Origin of the sequence: Paraburkholderia sediminicola, assembly GCF_046026675.1 — a bacterium.
GTDB classification, from domain to species: domain Bacteria; phylum Pseudomonadota; class Gammaproteobacteria; order Burkholderiales; family Burkholderiaceae; genus Paraburkholderia; species Paraburkholderia sediminicola_F.
Map to the genome: position 1 here is coordinate 172,075 of NZ_JAQQEY010000002.1, position 13,478 is coordinate 185,552.

Annotated in this window: 12 protein-coding genes; 3 read left to right on the forward strand and 9 right to left on the reverse strand. The window is 60.8% G+C overall.

Features of this window, described 5'->3' with window-relative positions; genetic code table 11:
- Positions 1 to 6 precede the first annotated feature (6 nt).
- From PQQ86_RS20575 to PQQ86_RS20605, 7 genes are all read right to left on the reverse strand, one after another.
- Positions 7 to 1,395, reverse strand: coding sequence for an isoxanthopterin deaminase (locus tag PQQ86_RS20575; RefSeq protein WP_408279258.1), 1,389 nt, complete (start codon positions 1,393 to 1,395; stop codon positions 7 to 9).
- Between the two features lie 102 nt (positions 1,396 to 1,497).
- The gene (locus PQQ86_RS20580) at positions 1,498 to 2,841 is read right to left on the reverse strand and encodes a nucleobase:cation symporter-2 family protein (RefSeq protein WP_408270860.1); all 1,344 of its coding nucleotides are present in this window, start codon (positions 2,839 to 2,841) and stop codon (positions 1,498 to 1,500) included.
- Between the two features lie 137 nt (positions 2,842 to 2,978).
- Positions 2,979 to 4,091 (reverse strand): CobW family GTP-binding protein, encoded by a 1,113-nt coding sequence (locus PQQ86_RS20585; RefSeq protein ID WP_408270863.1) that lies wholly within the window; start codon positions 4,089 to 4,091, stop codon positions 2,979 to 2,981.
- Between the two features lie 50 nt (positions 4,092 to 4,141).
- A complete protein-coding gene (locus tag PQQ86_RS20590; protein ID WP_408270865.1) occupies positions 4,142 to 4,756 on the reverse strand; it encodes a UbiX family flavin prenyltransferase in 615 nt (204 codons plus the stop codon).
- Entirely contained in the window at positions 4,753 to 6,150 is a 1,398-nt protein-coding gene (locus PQQ86_RS20595; RefSeq protein ID WP_408270868.1) for a UbiD family decarboxylase, read from the reverse strand. The genes PQQ86_RS20590 and PQQ86_RS20595 overlap by 4 nt, the downstream gene beginning before the upstream one ends.
- 110 nt (positions 6,151 to 6,260) lie before the next feature.
- Entirely contained in the window at positions 6,261 to 7,187 is a 927-nt protein-coding gene (locus tag PQQ86_RS20600) for an amidohydrolase family protein (RefSeq protein ID WP_408270871.1), read from the reverse strand.
- The gene (locus tag PQQ86_RS20605) at positions 7,187 to 8,152 is read right to left on the reverse strand and encodes an amidohydrolase family protein (protein WP_408270874.1); all 966 of its coding nucleotides are present in this window, start codon (positions 8,150 to 8,152) and stop codon (positions 7,187 to 7,189) included. The genes PQQ86_RS20600 and PQQ86_RS20605 overlap by 1 nt, the downstream gene beginning before the upstream one ends.
- Before the next feature lie 242 nt (positions 8,153 to 8,394).
- On the opposite strand from PQQ86_RS20605, the gene PQQ86_RS20610 reads away from it, so the two are divergent.
- The gene (locus PQQ86_RS20610) at positions 8,395 to 9,282 is read left to right on the forward strand and encodes a LysR substrate-binding domain-containing protein (protein ID WP_408270877.1); all 888 of its coding nucleotides are present in this window, start codon (positions 8,395 to 8,397) and stop codon (positions 9,280 to 9,282) included.
- Here the strand turns inward: PQQ86_RS20610 and PQQ86_RS20615 are convergent.
- On the reverse strand, positions 9,269 to 10,165 hold the full coding sequence (locus PQQ86_RS20615) for a LysR substrate-binding domain-containing protein (protein ID WP_408270880.1): 897 nt from the start codon (positions 10,163 to 10,165) through the stop codon (positions 9,269 to 9,271). The two genes, PQQ86_RS20610 and PQQ86_RS20615, sit on opposite strands and share 14 nt — an antisense overlap.
- 136 nt (positions 10,166 to 10,301) lie before the next feature.
- On the opposite strand from PQQ86_RS20615, the gene PQQ86_RS20620 reads away from it, so the two are divergent.
- Positions 10,302 to 10,829 (forward strand): (2Fe-2S)-binding protein, encoded by a 528-nt coding sequence (locus tag PQQ86_RS20620; protein WP_408270882.1) that lies wholly within the window; start codon positions 10,302 to 10,304, stop codon positions 10,827 to 10,829.
- On the forward strand, positions 10,830 to 13,130 hold the full coding sequence (locus PQQ86_RS20625; RefSeq protein WP_408270884.1) for a xanthine dehydrogenase family protein molybdopterin-binding subunit: 2,301 nt from the start codon (positions 10,830 to 10,832) through the stop codon (positions 13,128 to 13,130). It abuts the gene before it with no gap.
- Positions 13,131 to 13,194: 64 nt separating this feature from the next.
- Here PQQ86_RS20625 and PQQ86_RS20630 read toward each other — a convergent pair whose 3' ends face one another.
- The gene (locus PQQ86_RS20630; RefSeq protein WP_408270886.1) at positions 13,195 to 13,464 is read right to left on the reverse strand and encodes a hypothetical protein; all 270 of its coding nucleotides are present in this window, start codon (positions 13,462 to 13,464) and stop codon (positions 13,195 to 13,197) included.
- Between the last annotated feature and the right edge of the window lie 14 nt (positions 13,465 to 13,478).

Consider the following 13,478-nt stretch of genomic DNA (forward strand, 5'->3'; position numbering starts at 1 on the left):
GGCGGGTTAGTCGGCCAGCAACAGCTTCACGCCTTTGGCCGCTTCATAGCGAAGCTGTTCGAGATCGAGGCCCGGAATCGCGCCGTTGTCGACCACGACACGACCGTTCACCACGTTGTAGCGAACACGAGCCGGCTCTCCCGCCGTCACCGGCGCCACCGCCACGTCATGGAACCCGTTGAAACGTAGATCGCTAACGTCATAAAGCACAAAATCTGCTGCCTTGCCGACTTCAAGCGTGCCGACCGCGTCGAGGCCGAGCACGCCTGCGCCGCCCGCGCTGCCCCAATGAATCGTCTCTTCGACGGTGGTCGCCGACGCGCCTTGCGCCGCCCGATGCACTAACCATGCGAAGTGCGCTTCATTGGTCATGCTGCCGGACTCATTCGAGGCGACGCCGTCTACGGCTAGCGACATCGGCACGCCCGCCGCCGCCATCTGCGGTGCCGGCGCGATGCCGCTGCCGAGTCGCGCATTGCTCACCGGACAATGCGAGCAACCGCTGCCGGTTTCCGCAAGCATCGCGATCTCGCTCGGCTGCAGATGCACGAGGTGAGCGAACCAGACGTCCGGCCCGAGCCACTCATGATCGGCGACGAACTCGACCGGCAGTTTGTTGAAGCGCTCTTTGCAGAAGTCGACGTAACGGGTCGTTTCGGAAAGGTGCGTGTGCAACCTCAGCCCCATGCGCCGCGCCGCGCGGGCGACTTCAGGCAGCAGTTCCGGCGGCAGTGAAAACGTCGGCGTAGTCGGTGCAACCACCACACGACGCATGGAGGCCGCTCCCGAATCGTGATAGCGCGACTTCAAACGCTCGACGTCGGCAAGCATCTGATCGAGCGTCTCGGGTTTTAAAGCCGCTTTGGAGAAACCCGGATGATCGCCCGCCGTCTGCAATGCGCCGCCGCGGCACAGCACGAAACGCATGCCGAACGACGCCGCTTCGTCGAATAGCAGATCGCCGGTTTCAGTGGTGCCGTCCGCGTGATACAGGTAGTGATGATCGGCACAGGTCGTCACGCCGGACAACAACAACTCGGCAAAGCCCAGACGTGCAGCGACGCGCGCGAGATCCGGCGTAAAGCGCGCGAGACGCGGATACGGCACGGCGGCCAGCCATTCTTGCAAATCGGCGTTGATGCCTGACGGCACCGCCTTCAGCAGGTTCTGGAACAGATGGTGGTGCGTGTTCACCCAGCCCGGATAAACGACGCATGAACGCGCGTCGATTACGCGCTCATCGGCGCGCGGTTCAAGGTTGGGGGCGATGGCCTCGATACGGCCGTTGCGAATCCGCAGATCGACCTGACCCAGGCGTGCGCTATTGCCATCTCGGCCGCTTCGGCCGTTCATCACCGCGACAGGGTTCTTGATCAGCAGCGTTTCAGTTTGCATGCTCACGATTCAATGTCCTTTCAGTTGCTGCGAAGCGACCGTCGGTCCAACGGGACGCGGTGGCCGCGCTCGTTCTGCTGCATTGGTTGCTGATAGGGCCGCTTATTCGCGCACGAGGTTGTGCGTTTCGACGATCTTCTCTTCCTCATGCGCGCCATTCAGCACCGCGTTCAACACGACCGATACCAGGCATGCCAGCACCACCCCGCTATGCAGGAAGGGCTGCGTCCAGTCGGGCATGTGTTTGAAGACTTGCGGCGCCATCACAGGAATCAGCGCAGTGGCGATCGTGAAGCCAACGATCAGCACGTTGTAGCGATTGCGTTCGAAGTCCACCTTCGCCAGCGTCTGCACACCGGCCGCCACCACCACGCCGAACATCGCGATACCGGCGCCACCAAGTGCCGCTGCGGGCGTTGACGCGACCACCGCGCCGATCTTCGGCACCAGTGCCACCACGCACATCAGCACGCCGCTGATCGCCACGACCCAACGGCTGCGCACGCCGGTGAGGATCACGAGGCCGACGTTCTCCATGAAGGCGATGAACGGGAACGCCGCGAACATGCCCGCAATCGCGCTCGCCAGACCGTTCGCACGCATGCCGCGCACCACGTCTTCCTCGCTGACGTCCTTGTCGACAATGTCACCGATGGCGACGAACAGTCCCATCGATTCGACCATCTGCACCACCATCACCACGATCATCGTCAGCACCGGCACCAGCGAGAGCACGGGCGTGCCGAAGTGGAACGGCATCGGCAGCGTGAACCACGGCGCGGCGCTGACGCTTGTGAAGTTGCCCATGCCGAGCGAGCACGCAAGAATGCCACCCGCGATCAATCCGATCAGCACCGAGAGATTGCGCAGAAACGGGCCGGCAAAACGGTTGATCGCCAGAATCACCAGCGCGACGAACAGCGTGACGCTCAGGAAGGGCAACGCGCCGAACTGTTGCTGTGCGGCCTCCCCACCACCGGCCCATTGATATGCCACAGGGAACAGTTGCAAACCAATCACCGTAACGATGCAGCCGGTCACCACAGGCGGGAAAAATCTTCGTAAGCGTCCGACCAAAGGCGCTGCAAACATCGTGAAGAGACCCGCGCCAATCACCGCGCCACACACGCCTGCAAAGCCAACGCCCGGACTCAAGCCGATTGCGATGACCGGCCCGACGCTGCTGAACGCGACGCCTTGCAGAATCGGCAGACGTACGCCGAACTTCCAGAAGCCGACGGTCTGCAAGATTGTGGAGATGCCTGAGCAAAACAGGGCGGTGCTGATGAGTACGGTCGTGTCGGCCGGCGACATCTTTAGTGCCGACGCGACGATCAACGGGACTGCGATCGCGCCGATATAAGCCACTAGCATGTGCTGCAAACCGAGCGTAATCATCTGGCGCTTCGGCAGAATCCGATCGACGGGGTGTATGGCGGTGTTCATGACGTGTCTCCATGTCGGCCGGAGTTGGCGCTTTAGCGCTTGCTCCGGTCCCACGCACAGCGATTATCGTTTTCGATCGGAGCGCGCCGCACGGACTCGCCGTGCAGCATCACTTCGCGCACCGACCGGCTCTCCCGTCAGGCCGTAACCGGCACGGCAAGACAGGCGTGGAAGCGGTCGGTCAGTGCGGCGCGATCGAGATCGCGTCCGATGAATACGATGCGGCATGAGCGCGGTTCAGTGCCCCACACCTGTGCCGCGCGCAATTCGATGACGTTGTGCACGCCTTGCAGTACATAGCGGTGCGACTGGCCTTGCACGGCGAGGATGCCTTTCATGCGGAACAGGTTGGCGGCATCGGCCTCGCGCAATTCGGTAAGCCATGCGTGCAGCGCGTCGAGATCGATGTCGGCATCGATTTCGATCCCCACCGAAGACACGCTTTCGTCGTGCTGGTGGTCGGTATGATCTTCGTCATGATGGGCGTGTTCATGATCGTGACGGGCTTCGTGCTCGTCGTGGTGATCCTCGTGTTCATGCGCGTGGGTGTGCGCTTCTTCATGCAAGCCGTCCGTCTCGACGAGAATCTGCGAAAACTCGTTCGCGCCGACGCCGAGAATCTTGTCGAGGTCGATCTGGGCGTAGCTCGATTCGACGATCTCTGCTGTGGCATTCAACCCGCGAATGCGCTCCGTCAGTGAAGCGATATCCTCAGCAGTCACCAGATCGACCTTGTTGATCACGATACGGTCCGCGCAGACGATCTGATCGACCGCCTGGTTGTCGCTGCCGTCGAGCACCAGATCGTCCAGGTGCGCGGCGATATGCTTCGCATCCACCATCGTGACGACCGCATCCAACGTCACCTGTTTCGCGATCGGGTCGTCGAGGAAGAAGGTCTGTGCGACCGGATACGGGTCAGCGAGCCCACTCGTTTCGACGATGATGTGATCCAGCCGGTCAGGCCTTTCCACCAGCATGCGTACGATTCGCACAAGGTCTTCACGCACCGCACCGACGCAGCACACGCAACCATTCGTCATCTCGTAGATCTCTTCGGTCGATTCCAGCACGAGATCACCGTCGATGCCGATTTCGCCGAACTCGTTTTCGATCACTGCGATTTTGCGCCCGTGCTTCTCGCGCAGGATGTAGTTGAGCAGCGTCGTTTTGCCGGCGCCGAGAAAGCCGGTCAGCACCGTGACCGGGATTTTCTCGATTTCATTGTGAGTGGTGTGAATGTGACTCATGGCTTATCTCCGTTTCTTCGTTCGTACTGCGGTTGGTGCGGTTCGACTTGTCAGGCGATATGGGGTGCTTGTGCTGCTTCCTGTAACGGGGTTTCTGCCTCGCAATCTCGCCAGCGTTTGACAGTGCCCGCTTCGAGACCGAACAGGTCGAGCACGCGGCCTAGCGTGTGGTCGATCATCTGGTCGAGCGAAACAGGCCGTGCGTAAAACGCTGGCACCGGTGGGGCGACGATCGCGCCCATTTCAGTGACGGCGATCATGTTGCGCAGATGCGCCAACGTGTAAGGGGTTTCACGCGCCAGCAGCACCAAGGGGCGGCGCTCTTTCAAACTGACGTCGGCGGCGCGCGAGATCAGGCTCGACGACATGCCGCTGGCAATTTCGGCAAGCGTCTTCATCGAACAGGGCGCGACGATCATGCCCAGCGAGCGGAACGAGCCGCTAGAAATGGCTGCGGCCATATCGTCGCAACGGTAGGTGAAGTTGGCGAGAGCGCTGACTTCGGCGAACTTGTAGTCGGTTTCGTGCGTCATGGTCAGCAGGGCGCTGCGCGAGACCGTCAGATGCGTTTCGATGTCGAGATCGCGCAGCAGTTGCAGCAGGCGCACGCCGTACGTGAAGCCGGACGCGCCGCTGATGCCGACTACGAGTCGCCGCGGGGTCATTGGAGTGCCCCGAGGGCGACGCGTGCCAGAATCTCAACCGCTTGTTGCGACGCCCGTTCGCTGATCTTCGCGCGAACGCCGTCGAAGTGGGAACCGCGCGTGGCGTCGATGCCCATGCGCGAGGTGGTGCCCGCAGCGGATGATGAGGGATCGAGCGGGCTGCCCGGCAAACCGTCGACGATAAATACGTCCTGATGCGGCTGGAAATGCGTGGCGATCGCCCACAGCACTTGCGAATCGTTGGTGATGTCGATATCGCTATCCACCGCGACGACGTTCTTCAGATACGGATCCCAGCCGAGCAGCGCGAGCATGATCTGACGTGCTTCGCCGTCGCGCGTTTGATTCAACGCGACGTAGCAGTGGAAATGTGTGCCCGAGTTCGGATAGTGCAGCGCGGTGACGGAAGGAAAGCGCGCCTTCAGCTTCTCGCTCATTTCCGCTTCGCGCGGCAAACGGGCCAGCGTCAGATGCTCGGCGTACGGGCCGCCGACTACGTCGACGAGCCACGCATCGTTACGTCGCATCATCGTGTCGACGCGCAACACGTTGTTGGTCGATCGGTCCGACGAATAGCCGGTGAATTCGCCGAACGGGCCTTCTTCTGCGTGAGCGTGCGGATCGATCGTGCCTTCAAGGACAAACTCAGCGGAAGCGGGAACGCCGATGCCGTAACGCGGCGTGCGTACCAATTCCAGCGGCGCGCCGAATAATCCTCCTGCAATTGCTCGCTCGTCTGTACCGAAGGGCACGCGTGCCGCGGCGGCCAGCATGAACAACGGATGCGCACCGATCACCATCGCGACTTTCAACGTGTCGCCGCGCGCTTGAGCGGTTTGCAGCATGCGCCAGAGGTGGCCGCGTGAATGCAGGCTGGTCGCAAGCGCATTGCGTGCATGCCGCATCGAACGGTGATAGCTGAGATTCGCGACGCCCGTCACCGGATCTTCGGCAATGATCACCGAGTTGGTGATGTATGGACCACGATCGGTATCGAAGTGGCGGATCATCGGCAGTTGCGCGAGATCGACGGCGTCGCCTTCGATAACCTGATCGAGAACCGGACCGGTCGGCACGAAAACCGGCGCGATGGGGGCATTCGCACGTTGCTGGTAGGCGTCGAATAAGCCCGACGCATCGACGTCGAACAAGCGCCCAATGCGTGTACGTGAAGCGAAGAAATTGGTGACCAGCGGCGTGGCAAGTCCGTCGACCTTTTCGCAGATCAACATGTCATGCCGTCCGCGTGCGGCCAGTTCGGCCACGACTGCGGTGACGTCCTGATCCGCAGCCACCGGCTGCGTAATGGTCAATACATCGTCGGGAAACTGCTCGCGGTACGCCAGGGCAAAGCGATGAAAATCCTGCGTGGCGCGGAAGAGGTTATCCGCCATAGTGAACTCCGTCGAAAGCGATAACGAAAGCGGACTGTCGGGCGAGGCAGGCGCGGCACCAACCGTTGGCCGCTCCTGCCCTGCAGCAAGCGCTGAACGTGTTAAGTGCGTTAAGCGGGCTGCGTTACGTCATTCACGTAAGTCGCCTTCAAACGCTTCTCCGCTTCGGCCAGATCCTTCGGCGGCTTGGTCGGCTCGATGCCGACCAGACGGGCGATGTTGTTGCCCATATAGTCTTCGAGACCGTCTTCATCCAGATCCATGCCTTGCGGCGCCGGACCGCATAGCATTTCGAGTTCGCGCAGCCACATGCCCGGTTCGTTCGGCGGCGAATCGGTGCCGAACACGATCTTGTTGCGCGGCAGTTCACGAGCGAATTCGACGATGCGCGACTGATAGCACCAGCCCGATTCGCAATACACGTTCGGTGTATCCATCGCCATCCAGAACGATTCGAACGAGTAGTTGCCACCCGTTTGAATCCCGAAGTGACCGATGATGAAATTCACCATCGGGAATTCGCGGATGATCGGATAGAACTGCGTCGGAATCGTGTACGGTCCGTCGCCGGTGTGAATCAGCACCACTACGCCGAGCTCCGCGCACTTCTTCATCGCCGGACGCAGCCAGTCGAGCGCACGATCCGGACGATAGCCGTGCATGTTCGCGTGCAGCTTGAGCATCTTGAAGCCGTACTCTTTCACGTGAAATTCGAGTTCGGCGGCGCCGTTCTCCGGACCCCAACGCGGGTTGTACGTGAAGTTGCCGATGAAGCGATCCGGGTACTTCTGCGTCAGCTCGGTGATATACGACATGTAATCGCGAATGCCTTCACGGCCACGGCGATTGCCGTCGCGATAGCCAGTGTTGCCTGGCGGCGGCTGGATGAAGCCCATATCGATACGGCGCGGCTTGCCGTTGATGATGTACGGACCGTCCATCATCTTCAGCAGGCGTTCGCCGGTGAACGGCTCGCCGGTGTGGCGCCACGCTTCGTCGACGAGATTGGTCGGGTGCAGATGGGTATCGATGATCATCAGCGGGCTCCTGCGTAGGCTGCTTGAGATGCCTGAGCGGCGTGCTTCTGTGACGCGCCGGCATGGTGTTTCAGATAGGTTTGCGCTTCTTCGACGCTTCTCGGCGGTGCGCTCGGCTCGATGCCGATCATGCGGGCGAGGTTGTTGCCGAGGTAATCCTCGAGCGTGTCTTCGTCGAGATTCAAGCCTTGCGGCGGCTCGTGGCACAACACTTCGAGCAAACGCAGCCACATGCCGGGTTCATTCGGCGGCGTGTCCGAGCCGTAGAGAATCTTGTGTGTCGGCAGCACCTTCGCGAATTCGACGATTCGCGATTGCAGGCACCAGCTCGATTCGCAGTACACGTTCGGCGTATCGAGCGCCATTTGATACGGCTCAAAGCAATACACACCACCCGTCTGCACACCGAAATGCGCCATGATGAAATTCACCGACGGGAATTCGCGGATCAACGGGTACCACTCGCTTGGAATGCTGTAGGGACCGTCGCCGGTGTGCAGCTTCACGAGCAGGCCGAGGTCCGCGCATTTACGCAATGCAGGACGCAACCAGTCGAGCGCGCGGTCAGGGCGGTACGCATGCATGTTGGCCTGCAACTGCACCATCTTGAAGCCGTGTTCCTTCGCATAGAACTCGATGGCTTCGGCGCCGTTCTCAGGACCGCAACGCGGGTTGTACACGAAGCAACCGATCAGACGGTCCGGGTACTTCTGCGTCATTTCGACGGTGTACGCCATGTAGTCGTCGATCGATTCGCGGCCCGAACGGTTGCCGTCGGTCCACGTATAGATGGTGTTGCCTTGCGGCGGTTGAATGAAGGCCTTGTCGATGCGGCGCGGCTTGCCGTTAATGATGTACGGGCCGTCCATCGTTGCGATCAGACGCTCACCGGTAAATGGCTCGCCGTCGTGGCGCCAGGCGAGGTCGACCAGATTGGTCGGGTAACAGCTGGTGTCGATGATCATGTACTCGATCTCCTTGAGAGGAACTGGTGTATCCAGTTGCCGGATCGCGGGCAGGCGCATCGATGGAACGGAGCCCAGACGGGCTTGCCCATGCGGCCCTTTGCAAGACGCAGTGTTTGTGCGCCTTCCCCTCGCCGGCATCGAGTGTCACACTGATGTGCACTGCTGCTTGCGATGCAGTCTCACAAGATAAAAACGCTCTGTACAATATTTTTTAACCACGATCTTGATACGTTTGCGATATGGACATCCGGCTGTTGCGTTACTTCGCGGTACTTGCCGACGAACTGCATTTCGGCCGGGCAGCCGCACGGCTGCACATTTCGCAGCCGCCTTTGAGTCAGCAGATTCGCATCCTTGAAGAGGAGATGGGCACCGCGTTGTTCACGCGCTCGCAACATCGTGTCGAGCTCACCGATGCAGGGAAAACACTTAAAGAGCAGGTGCCGCTGATCTTCGCGCAGTTCGAACGCGCGATCGACCTGACGCGTTGCGCGGGGCGTGGTGAAGTGGGAAGTCTCGAGATCGGCATCATTAGCTCGGCGATGGTCGATCCGATTCCGCGCGCGCTGCGGGTATTTGCTGAGAAGCATCCACAAGTGCAGTGGACGCTGCACGAGATGACGCCCGCTGCGCAGATTCTCGCGCTCAAGGAGCGGCGGTTGGATGTGTGCTTCTTCCGGGTGTCGCATGAGGACCCGGAGATTCGTAGTGAAGTGGTGATGCGCGAATCGGCGGTGGTGGCGCTGCCGTTAGGGCATCGGCTTGCCGCGCGTGGTGAGATCGCGTTGCGCGAGTTGGAGACGGAGCGTTTTGTGTCGTTCGGTTTGCGGCAGTCGCAGCTTGCGCGCTTTCTGCAGGACTGTTGCGTCGAGGCAGGGTTTACACCGCAGATCGATCAGGAAGTGGTCGAGGTGCATACGCTGCTGTGTCTCGTGCGCGAAGGGCTGGGCGTGGCGTTGCTGCCTTCGTCGGCGCGGCAATTGTCGACCGGTGGTGTCGCGTTTGTGCCGCTGGCTGCGCCGCGTCCCGAGGTGTCGCTGCATGCGCGCTATCGTGCTGAGGATCCGTCGCCGGTGTTGTCGTTGTTTCTCGATACGGTGCGCGAGGTGGCTGCTAGCATGGGCTGACCGTTTGCGCGACCAACTCGCGAATCACCTCGATCAAGGGCGCAACGCGGGCCGCTTTCTCGCGCGGCCATACGGCATACAGGTTGTAATGCGTCGGAATTTCTACGTGAGTGAGTTCGACCAGACGTCCCTCGCGTTTTGCGTCCGCGGCAAGGAGGCCGCGCGCTAAACCCGCGCCCACGCCTGCGCTGGCCGCAGCAATCAGTCCGGCGGCATTATCGAATACGGCGACTGCATCCGGTTCGACTGCGGGCAAGCCTGCCGCGGTGAGCCACGGAATCCACGAGCGTTTCGTATAGCCGAGTAACGGTAAATCGAGCACCTGTTCAGGCGTGAGCGGCACGCTCAGCCCGCGCGCTTCAAGAAGTGCGGGCGAACCCATGGCAGTCAACCGGTCGCCGCAAATCAGCGCGTTCTCGAAACCTTCCCATTCGCCATACCCATAGCGCAACGCAATATCCACGCGCTCGAACGCGCTGCGCTCATGCCGCGGCGTGGACAGTACCGTCAACGACGTGCCGGTCAACGCATCGAGCAAAGCAGGCAAGCGTGTGACCAGCCAGCTCTGCGCGAGTTCGGGATCGACGTCGAGCGTGATCGACTGCTTCACCGTGCGCTCTTTCACCGACGACAACGCGCGATCGATCTGCTCGAAGCCATCCGCCAGTTGATTCGCGAACAGCACGCCCGCATCCGTCAGCACCACGCGACCGCTTTCGCGCACGAACAACGGCTGCCCGACGAACTCCTCTAGCGTGCGGATTTGCTGGCTGATCGCGCTATGCGTGAGCGACAACTGGCGCGCCGCGCTCGAAAAGCTGCCGACGCGTGCCGCTTGCAGAAAGGCCTGCATCGACTGAATGGAAGGGTAGCGTTTCAACATGGGTGTTAGCCGGACTTACCGGTGATGGAAGAAATCGTCGCTGGCGTTGTGCTTAACGGCTTTCAATAATGGCCGCAAGCACGCGGACCCTTTGAATCACGCGCCGCGCTGCACAACACCATTCAGGAGACAGCGCATGATCGAGATCGTGGTCAACGACACGCGGCACTCGCTCGACAATGTACCGGAAGACATGCCCCTGTTGTGGGTGTTGCGCGACCGGCTCAAATTGACCGGGACGAAATTCGGCTGCGGCGGCGGCTTTTGCGGCGCGTGTACGGTGCATCTGGAAGGCGAGGCCGTACGCTCCTGCTTGCTGCCGATTGCGGCGGTGGCGGGCAAGCACATCACGACGATCGAAGGTCTGTCGAAAGACGGCAAGCATCCGCTGCAACTCGCGTGGGTAGCGGAAGACGTGCCGCAGTGCGGCTACTGTCAGTCCGGTCAGTTGATGCAGGCAGCCTCGTTTCTGAAGGACAGGCCGACGGTCAACGACGAAACCATCGCGACGGCCATGTCGGGAAACATCTGCCGCTGCGGGACGTATTCGCGCATTCGCAAAGCGATCAAACGCGCCGCTTCCGGTGATCCGGCGCTCGCGTCGGTTACGTGGGTCGAATCCATCTGCGCTTCCGCCTGCACCTCCACGAAAGAGGAGGCTTGAATGCACAACGACAAACAAGCGCTGAACGGCGCACACGGCGCACACGGCGCACACGGCGCACACGGCGCGGCGCGTCGACGCTTCATCAAACAGAGTTCGGCGTTGTTGGCTTCGGGACTCGCGATCGGTTTTCAACTGCCCGAGGCTTTCGCGAAAGATGCCAACGTAAGCGGGGATCCGAAACCGCAAGCAGGCGAGTTCGAACCGAACGCATGGGTGCGTGTGCTGCCTGACGACACGATCAAACTGGTGGTCCATAAGCACGATTCGGGCACGGGAACGCGTACTGCACTCGCTGCAGTTGTCGCGGAGGAGCTCGATGTCGATCCGTTTCGCGTGGAGGTGATCACGCCGGAGAATCCGTTTTACGGGGACTACATTCATCCGTTGTGGAAGGTGTTCTCGACAGGCGGCAGTACCAGCGTCTCGCTTGAGTACGATCGCTTGCGGCGTGCGGGTGCAACCGCACGTGCCATGTTGATCGAAGCCGCGGCGAAACAATGGAATGTGGCGCTGGCCGCGTGTTCGACGGAAAACGGCTTCGTTATCGATAAGGCAAGTGGCAAGCGCGCGAACTATGGATCGTTGGCGAGCGTAGCTGCGCAATTGCCCACACCGAAAGACGTCGCGTTGAAAGACCCGTCGCAGTTCAAATACATCGGCAAGCTGCAGAAGAAGCGTGGCGCCGATCTGAAAGCGAGAGGGGCGTTTCCGTACAGCATCGATGTGTCGTTGCCGGGGATGCTGGTGGCTGTCGTCACGCGCGCGCCGGTGATCGATGCGCGTGTGCGGAGCGTCGATGCTAAAGCCGCGTTGGCGGTGCCGGGCGTGCGGCAGGTGTTGCAGATTCCTGGCCGCCCCGACCTTCTTGGCGGCAATCAGGCGGGCGTTGCTGTGTTGGCCGATGACTATTGGTCGGCGCATCAAGGCCAGGCGGCGCTGAGGGTCGAGTGGGAAGACAGTCCGCTGGAAACCTTCGACAGTAGCACGCTCGCCGCACGTCAGGCTGCCTGGCTCGACGATCCTGTCGCGCATGTTGTGCCGACGATTCAGACCGGTGACGCGAAGACTGCATGGCCGCACGGTGCGCGTGTGGTCGAGGCGTCGTATTCGATGCCCTATAAGGCGCAGAACGCGCTTGAGCCGATCAATGTCACTGCTTGGGCGAAAGATGGGCGCATTGAGTATTGGGGTGGTTTGCAAGTGCCTTCCACGGTACAGGAAGCGGCTGAGGTGATCGGCGGAATTCCTGCTGAGCGCGTTGTGTTGCATGAACTTGTGTCGGGTGGCAGCTTCGGTTCGCGTGAATCGAAGTACTGGCTATTCGAAGTGACGTGGCTTGCGTTGAAAGTCGGCAAACCGGTCAAGCTGATGAATAGTCGCGAAGATGAGATGCGTGCGCTCTTTTATCACTCGGCGAGTTATCACCGTGCTAAAGCCGCTTTTGATGCGCACGGCAAACTCATCACGTTGCAATTGCGTGCCGTGATGCCCGCTTCGCCGGAACAATGGGAGCCGGGTTATTTCGATCGTCCTGACCGGATGGACTACAGCACCACCGAAGCGATCAGTAAGTACGAGTTCGCTTACGATGCGCCGCACGTCGATATTGGTTGGGTGCGTCATGAAACCGGTGTGCCGACGGGTTGGTATCGCGCGGTGAGTTATATCCCGAACGTGTTCGCGGTGGAGTCTTTCATGGATGAGGCCGCACATGCCGCGCAGCGCGATCCGGTTGAGTTCCGGCTTGCGTATATGAAGGACCCGCGGCATAAGGCTGTGTTGCGTGAGGCGGCGGAGCGGGCTGGGTGGGGGAAGGCGTTGCCTCCGGGTACGGCGTTGGGTATAGCGACGAATCAGGCGTATAGCAGCTATGTAGCGGTGGTGGTGCGGGTTAAGAGGAAGGGTGATGCGGTTGTGGTTGAGAAGCTGACCTGTGTAGCGGATTGCGGGTTGGCTGTGTCGCCGGGTGGGGTTGAAGAGCAACTGTATGGCGGGCTGATGTGGGGGTTAGGGCATGCGACGGCGGATCGCATCGATATTCGACATGGGCAGGTGGAGCAGAAGAACTTTGATTCGTATCGCGTGATGCGGATGAGTGATATGCCGGAGGTTGATATTTTGATTGTGCAGGGGGACCCGGCTAAGCCTGGAGGCGTTGGGGAGTTGTCGAGTCCTTCGGTGGCGCCGGCGGTGGCTAATGCGCTGTTCAGGTTGACGGGGAAGAGGTGGAGGGATACGCCGTTTGAGATGGAGAAGGTGGGGGCGCGAGGGAAGGTCGATGGGAAAGCGAAGGATTGAACGGGCAGCGACTGCACACTCGCACTGAAGAGCGTCCCGGTTCGCGCCCTCGCGCCCACGCGGGTCAACTACCCTGATAGATATCGCACGACAGGCCCACCACGCACGGTTGACCGTCTCGGGTTTTGCCGTAGCCATTTCGTCCGCCCGGTTGGGCTCCATAGTTCCACGTGCTGTCGCCGTTCGTCGGCATCACCCGTTGCGATGAATTTATTGGCTGCTGACTGGATGAGGGGCTAGCGACGTCTGGCGGTTGCATTTCCTGAGCGTCGGCAGCGCCGGCCGCGGTGAGCAGGAATAGCACGACGGTTACAGCCGAGGGTTGCACTTTCATTTCTCCACCTTGCT

What these genes read in the sequence shown, in the direction of transcription:
- PQQ86_RS20575 (WP_408279258.1), bottom strand. Translation starts at nt 1,395, where the DNA reads ATGCAAACTGAAACGCTGCTGATCAAGAACCCTGTCGCGGTGATGAAC.
- PQQ86_RS20580 (WP_408270860.1), bottom strand. Translation starts at nt 2,841, where the DNA reads ATGAACACCGCCATACACCCCGTCGATCGGATTCTGCCGAAGCGCCAG.
- PQQ86_RS20585 (WP_408270863.1), bottom strand. Translation starts at nt 4,091, where the DNA reads ATGAGTCACATTCACACCACTCACAATGAAATCGAGAAAATCCCGGTC.
- PQQ86_RS20590 (WP_408270865.1), bottom strand. Translation starts at nt 4,756, where the DNA reads ATGACCCCGCGGCGACTCGTAGTCGGCATCAGCGGCGCGTCCGGCTTC.
- PQQ86_RS20595 (WP_408270868.1), bottom strand. Translation starts at nt 6,150, where the DNA reads ATGGCGGATAACCTCTTCCGCGCCACGCAGGATTTTCATCGCTTTGCC.
- PQQ86_RS20600 (WP_408270871.1), bottom strand. Translation starts at nt 7,187, where the DNA reads ATGATCATCGATACCCATCTGCACCCGACCAATCTCGTCGACGAAGCG.
- PQQ86_RS20605 (WP_408270874.1), bottom strand. Translation starts at nt 8,152, where the DNA reads ATGATCATCGACACCAGCTGTTACCCGACCAATCTGGTCGACCTCGCC.
- PQQ86_RS20610 (WP_408270877.1), top strand. Translation starts at nt 8,395, where the DNA reads ATGGACATCCGGCTGTTGCGTTACTTCGCGGTACTTGCCGACGAACTG.
- PQQ86_RS20615 (WP_408270880.1), bottom strand. Translation starts at nt 10,165, where the DNA reads ATGTTGAAACGCTACCCTTCCATTCAGTCGATGCAGGCCTTTCTGCAA.
- PQQ86_RS20620 (WP_408270882.1), top strand. Translation starts at nt 10,302, where the DNA reads ATGATCGAGATCGTGGTCAACGACACGCGGCACTCGCTCGACAATGTA.
- PQQ86_RS20625 (WP_408270884.1), top strand. Translation starts at nt 10,830, where the DNA reads ATGCACAACGACAAACAAGCGCTGAACGGCGCACACGGCGCACACGGC.
- PQQ86_RS20630 (WP_408270886.1), bottom strand. Translation starts at nt 13,464, where the DNA reads ATGAAAGTGCAACCCTCGGCTGTAACCGTCGTGCTATTCCTGCTCACC.